Annotated in this window: 4 protein-coding genes; all 4 read left to right on the forward strand. The window is 62.8% G+C overall.

The window, feature by feature from the left end:
- The coding region (locus ABS88_RS24550) for a TetR/AcrR family transcriptional regulator (protein WP_286750879.1) at positions 1-484 on the forward strand (484 nt) is incomplete at its 5' end.
- 124 nt (positions 485-608) lie between these two features.
- Positions 609-1,259 carry an ATP-dependent Clp protease proteolytic subunit gene (locus tag ABS88_RS24555; protein ID WP_058813148.1) on the forward strand — a complete coding sequence of 217 codons (651 nt, stop codon included), beginning with the start codon at positions 609-611 and terminating at the stop codon, positions 1,257-1,259.
- Positions 1,260-1,425: 166 nt separating this feature from the next.
- Positions 1,426-2,694: an ATP-dependent Clp protease ATP-binding subunit ClpX gene (clpX, locus tag ABS88_RS24560; protein WP_003040640.1), complete on the forward strand. Its 1,269-nt coding sequence runs from the start codon at positions 1,426-1,428 to the stop codon at positions 2,692-2,694.
- Positions 2,695-2,976: 282 nt separating this feature from the next.
- A partial coding sequence (locus ABS88_RS24565; RefSeq protein ID WP_286750880.1) for a TonB-dependent receptor plug domain-containing protein occupies positions 2,977-4,305 on the forward strand: 1,329 nt, incomplete at its 3' end.

A 4,305-nucleotide genomic window follows, 5' to 3' on the forward strand; every position in this document is an offset into this window, starting at 1 on the left:
CGACCGCACCCACGCCAATCTGCTCCACCATTTCGGCAGCGCCGCCGGGCTGCAAAAGGCGCTCGCCGCCTATCTCGCCGAAACGGTGTGCGACACGATTGCGGCGAAGATGACGTCGTCGCCGCCAGGCGAACGCAATGTGCGCGAGATCGTCGACCTTGCCTTCGACGCCTTCGACAGCGGCGGCGCCGGCGCGCTCGCCACCTGGATGGCGGCGACGGGCAACGAGGACGCGCTCGACCCGATCCTCGATGCCATCCACCGCCTGATCGACGGAACGGCGCCCGACGCGCACGAAAAGCGGCTGATGCACGAAGACACGTTGGCGCTCGTGCTGATGGCGATGGGCGATGCCCAGCTTGGCGGCCCGATGGCCGAAGCACTGGGCCTGCCGCGCGATACCGCGCGCACGCTCGCGACCGAACTCATCACCGGCCGCATCGCCGCCTTCTGGACCGAACAGGGCGGCAAGCCCCCGCAATAGCGGGGCGCGCCGGCACGCGATATTTGCCCCCTTGAATCCCTTACGCCACGCGCCGATGTAAGGCGCCGAGGGGCAGCCCGCCGGTTCGCGGCGGGCATCCCGGATACTGAAGGACGAAATTTCCATGATCGACCCGCTCGCCGCCCTTGTTCCCGTCGTCGTCGAACAGACGAGCCGCGGCGAACGCAGCTTTGACATCTTCTCGCGCCTGCTGCGCGAACGGATCGTCTTCGTGACGGGCGAGGTTGAGGACAATATGGCGTCGCTGATCGTCGCGCAGCTTCTGTTCCTCGAATCGGAAAATCCGAAGAAGGACATCTATATGTACATCAACTCGCCGGGCGGCGTCGTCACGGCGGGCATGGCGATCCACGACACGATGCAATATATCCGCCCGCGCGTCGGCACCGTGTGCATCGGCCAGGCGGCATCGATGGGCAGCTTCCTGCTCGCCGCCGGCGAACCCGGCATGCGCGTCGCGCTGTCGAACGCCCGCATCATGGTCCACCAGCCCTCGGGCGGTGCGCGCGGCATGGCGTCGGACATCGAAATCCAGGCCAAGGAAATCCTGCGCATCCGCAAGCGGATGAACGACCTCTATGCGCAATATACGGGCAAGCCGCTCAAAGACATCGAAAAGGCGATGGATCGCGACACTTTCCTCGAAGCCGAGGAAGCGCGCGCATTCGGGATCGTCGATCATGTCTACGACCGCCGCCCCGCGCTCCCCGGTGACGAGGGGCCCAAGGAAATCAGCGAAGGTCCGACGCCCTGACGCCGGCCGACCCGCTTTCGGTAACCGCGTTTGTTGACGCCCCGTTCGCGGGCCGTCGTCAGGTTGGACATGTCCCGATGTCACCCAATTGCCATATTGTAATTGGGTGATCGCGGGCTAGGATGAAGGACGGCAGCGCCCTTTTGCGGCTGCCAGAGGAAGATTTATGACGAAATTGAGCGGCTCGGACAGCAAGAGCACTCTTTACTGCTCCTTCTGCGGCAAGTCGCAGCATGAAGTCCGCAAGCTGATTGCCGGCCCCACCGTGTTCATCTGCGATGAATGCGTCGAACTGTGCAACGACATCATCCGCGAGGAAATCAAGGGCGGGGTCGCCGCGCGCAAGGACGGCGCGGTGCCGACGCCGCTCGAAATCTGCCAGCACCTCGACAATTATGTGATCGGCCAGAACACTGCCAAGCGCGTGCTGTCGGTAGCGGTCCACAACCATTACAAGCGCCTCGCCAATTCGGGCCGCGGCGATGATGTCGAACTGGCGAAGTCGAACATCCTGCTCGTCGGCCCGACGGGCAGCGGCAAGACCTTGCTCGCGCAGACGCTTGCGCGCTTCCTCGACGTGCCTTTCACCATGGCCGATGCGACGACCCTCACCGAAGCCGGCTATGTCGGCGAGGATGTCGAGAATATTATCCTCAAGCTGCTCCAGGCGTCCGACTATAATGTCGAAAAGGCGCAGCGCGGCATCGTCTATATCGACGAAATCGACAAGATCAGCCGCAAGGCCGAGAATCCCTCGATCACCCGCGACGTGTCGGGTGAAGGCGTGCAGCAGGCGCTGCTCAAGCTGATGGAAGGCACGACCGCGAGCGTGCCGCCGCAGGGCGGGCGCAAGCATCCGCAGCAGGAATTCCTGCAGGTCGACACGACCAACATCCTGTTCATCGCGGGCGGCGCCTTTGCCGGCCTCGAAAAGATCATCGGCGACCGCCTGCAGGGCAAGTCGATCGGTTTCGGCGCGCATGTCGCCGGCCCCGACGAACGCCGCGCGGGCGAGGTGCTCAAGAATATCGAGCCTGAAGATCTCCTCAAGTTCGGCCTGATCCCAGAATTCGTCGGCCGCCTGCCGGTGATCGCAACGCTCGAGGATCTCGACATCGACGCGCTGGTCAAGATTCTGGGCGAACCCAAGAATGCGCTGATCAAGCAGTACAAGAAACTGTTCGATCTCGAAGAAGTCGCGCTGACCTTCACCGATGACGCGCTGGTCGCGGTCGCCAAAAAGGCGATTGAACGCAAGACCGGGGCACGCGGGCTGCGCTCGATCGTCGAGGCGATCCTGCTCGACACCATGTTCGACCTGCCCGACCTGACCGACGTGATCGAAATCGTCGTCGACAAGGATGTTGTCGAAGGCCGCAAGGCACCGGTGCGCGTCTATGCCGACAAGGCGAAGGAAGCGGGCGACGCCGCCTGAGTCGAGTCGCGGCGCGCACCCGCACCGCGGTTTCGCCCCTGCCAATGTTGCATTGCAGCAACAGTTGCACGAAAAAACGCAGCGCTGCCTGTCGATAATTCTGCGACAGCGACGGAAATTCGCGCTTTTTTGACCTTTTCGCGTACCAGCCCGCCCACGCGGCTTGCACTGTCACATTTGCTGTCACAATCGTGCCACATGCGGGCTTCAGGGGCGCTCGCAGGTCAAGCGCGCCCCAAGCCGCGCGCCTGCCGAATGCCACAATCAAGGGGACAACCTGTCATGAATTTCCGAAACACGCTCGCCGCTGGCGCCGCGCTGCTTCCGCTTGCGCTGCTTTCCACGCCGGCCTTTGCCCAGTCGACGGGCTCGGTCGATTTCGAAAACGAAATCGTCGTCACCGGCACCTCGGCGCAGGACGTCGCCGGCATCCAGTCGCCCGATACGTCGAAGGCGAAGTCGGTTCTGGGTCAGGAAGTGATCGCGCGTCAGAACCCCGGTCAGACCATTCTCGACACCATCAACCTGGTCCCGGGCGTCGTCTTCACCAACAATGACGCTTATGGTTCGTCGGGCGGTCAGCTGACCATCCGCGGCTTTTCGGCCGACCGCATCAGCCTGACCTTCGACGGCGTTCCGCTGAATGACTCGGGCAACTATGCCATCTATTCGAACCAGCAGCTCGATCCTGAACTGATCGAACAGGTCAACGTCAACCTCGGTTCGACCGACGTGGACAGCCCGACCGCCGCGGCAACCGGCTCGACCGTCAACTATCGCACGATGACCCCGACCGAAGATTTCGGCGTGAAGGTCTCGGGTTCGGCGGGCGAGTACAGCTTCTTCCGCGTTTTCGGCCTGATCAACACCGGCGAATTCACGCCGTTCGGCACCCGCGCCTTCGTCTCGGCTTCGAGCGCATCGAACGACAATCCGTTCAACAACTATGGCCGCATCCGCAAGAAGCAGTTCAACGGCCGCATCTGGCAGCCGATCGGCAGCAACGGCGACTTCATCTCGGTGGCCGGTCACTATAACGAGAACCGCAACAACTTCTTCGGTTCGCTGCCGCTGCGCCTCGACGCCAACCGCGTTGTCGGTTCGGGTTCGGGCAACCGCTTCCCGATGAACAACGACGAGCGCGAATATAACATCAACTATCCGTGCACCACGACTGCAACTGTCACGCCGGGCGCTGCCGATTCGGCGTCGTCGTGCGGTACCGAGTTTGACCGTCGCTATAACCCGTCGAACACGGGTAACATCCGCGGCGCGTCGAAGTTCACGCTTTCCGAAGGCGTAACCCTTACCGTCGATCCGAGCTACCAGTATGTGAAGGCCAATGGCGGCGGGACCGTCAATGCGCGCGAACGGCTCAACAATGGCCTCGCTGGCTACATCGGCGGCCGTCCTTATTTCGGCATGGACCTCAACGGCGACGGCGACCTGCTCGACGAAGTTGCGGTGCTGGCACCCAGCCAGACGCAGACCCATCGTTATGGCGTGATCGCTAACCTGCGCTGGGACATTGCAGAGGGTCACACGGTTCGCATCGGCTACACCTTCGACCGCGCGCGTCACCGTCAGACGGGACAAGTCGGCTTCCTGCAG

Source organism: Sphingopyxis sp. SCN 67-31 (genome assembly GCF_001725095.1).